General features: G+C 56.3%; 1 protein-coding gene. It reads left to right on the top strand.

Annotated elements, in window-relative coordinates:
- The first annotated feature begins 119 nt into the window (after positions 1-119).
- Positions 120-1,223: an IS110 family RNA-guided transposase gene (locus tag ABEV74_RS19340; protein ID WP_430148607.1), complete on the top strand. Its 1,104-nt coding sequence runs from the start codon at positions 120-122 to the stop codon at positions 1,221-1,223.
- Positions 1,224-1,520: the final 297 nt, after the last annotated feature.

Raw genomic sequence — 1,520 nt, 5'->3', positions numbered from 1 at the left:
TAGCTATGATGAACGTAAAACAGAGACAGCCCTCCGTATTTGCTGCACGTCGTAGGTTAAAAATGGAGGAATAGGAAAACCACCATTTCAGAGCTACACAGCAAAGGAGAGCTATTACTATGCAGTCTACCACAAAATATATCGGTTTAGATGTCTCGAAAGAAAAAATTTCTGTCGCCATTGCGGATGCAGGTCGGGAACAGCCCCGGTATTACGGTACCATCGCTCATTCGGCGGCCGCGCTGCGAAAGCTTATCAAAGAGTTGGGTCCTGCAAGTTCGCTGTCGTTCTGTTATGAAGCCGGACCTACCGGCTACGAGACGTTCCGCTGGATCGAATCCATGGGGGCGACTTGCATCGTTATCGCGCCTTCGCTCATGCCCAAACGCTCTGGCGACCATATCAAGACGGATCGGCGGGATGCCGAACAACTGGCACGTCTTTTCCGCGCGGGCGAACTCACCCCGATCTACGTCCCCGAACGCGAGGACGAAGCGCTACGCGAGTTGGTCCGTGCCCGGGAGGCGGCAAAGGAAGATGCGCATCGTGCCCGCCAGCGTGTGCTCAAGTTCTTGCTGCGCCATCAGATCCACCCTCCGGATACCGTCAAACGCCGCTGGACAAAGAAATACCGGACGTGGCTCGAACAACTGACGTTTGAACACATGGCTATGCAAATGGCCTTCACGGAGATGCTCCATGCCTTGGAGGAAGTTGAGCAGCGCATCGGCCGGTTGGAAAAGGCGCTGGTGGAGCAAGCGGCCTCGAGCGCCAAGGCACCTCTGATTCGGGCGCTTCAGTCGCTGCGCGGTGTCGGATTTCTCAGCGCGGTCACCTTTGTCGCGGAGATCGGGTCCTTTGCTCGCTTTCGTTCGCCTGCCCAACTCATGGCGTATCTGGGACTGGTACCACGCGAACATTCGTCCGGAGCCCGTACCAAAAGGGGATCCCTCACCAAAGCGGGCAATGGACGCCTGCGCCGAGTTCTGGTCGAATCGGCTTGGAGCTACCGTCACCGCCCCGCGATAAAAGGGGATCTGGCCCGACGGCTGGATGGGATGCCGGCCGACGTTCAGCTGATTTCCTGGAAAGCGCAAGAGCGGCTTCACAAGAAATACCGCCGCCTTGTTTTTGGGCTAAACAAGCACAAGAATGTAGCCGTAGGTGCGGTTGCACGAGAACTGAGCGGCTTCATTTGGGCTGTTGCCCGAACGCTCGAGTAACCGGTCGCGAATTCATTCACCCGCCTATAGTGTCGGACGTGTAACAAGTTAATCGCCGGGGCACTAGGCCCGGGAGCAAATGGAAGGTTCAGGAGAGAATTTGCGTGGTTCGTTTGCACTAGGCTGAAAAAGCCGAACGTGCGTTTCTAGCTTGCAATGGCTCTCCTTGACGTAGGCATAACATGTGGTACCCAACCCACGGATAGCAGCGTGCCGACCGTCGCTCGTATATTTGCTCCCGTGCCTAGTGCTCAGGCAGGCGCATTGGCGTAGGGCTTGACAAAAACGTTCATAGCA

Origin of the sequence: Paenibacillus cisolokensis, assembly GCF_050481165.1 — a bacterium.
Taxonomy (GTDB): Bacteria; Bacillota; Bacilli; order Paenibacillales; family Paenibacillaceae; genus Paenibacillus_AH; species Paenibacillus_AH cisolokensis.
This window is presented reverse-complemented; position numbering and strand designations above follow the sequence as displayed.

Bases quoted from the DNA above. Each gene is read 5' to 3' on its own strand.
- ABEV74_RS19340 (WP_430148607.1), top strand. From the start codon at position 120: ATGCAGTCTACCACAAAATATATCGGTTTAGATGTCTCGAAAGAAAAA.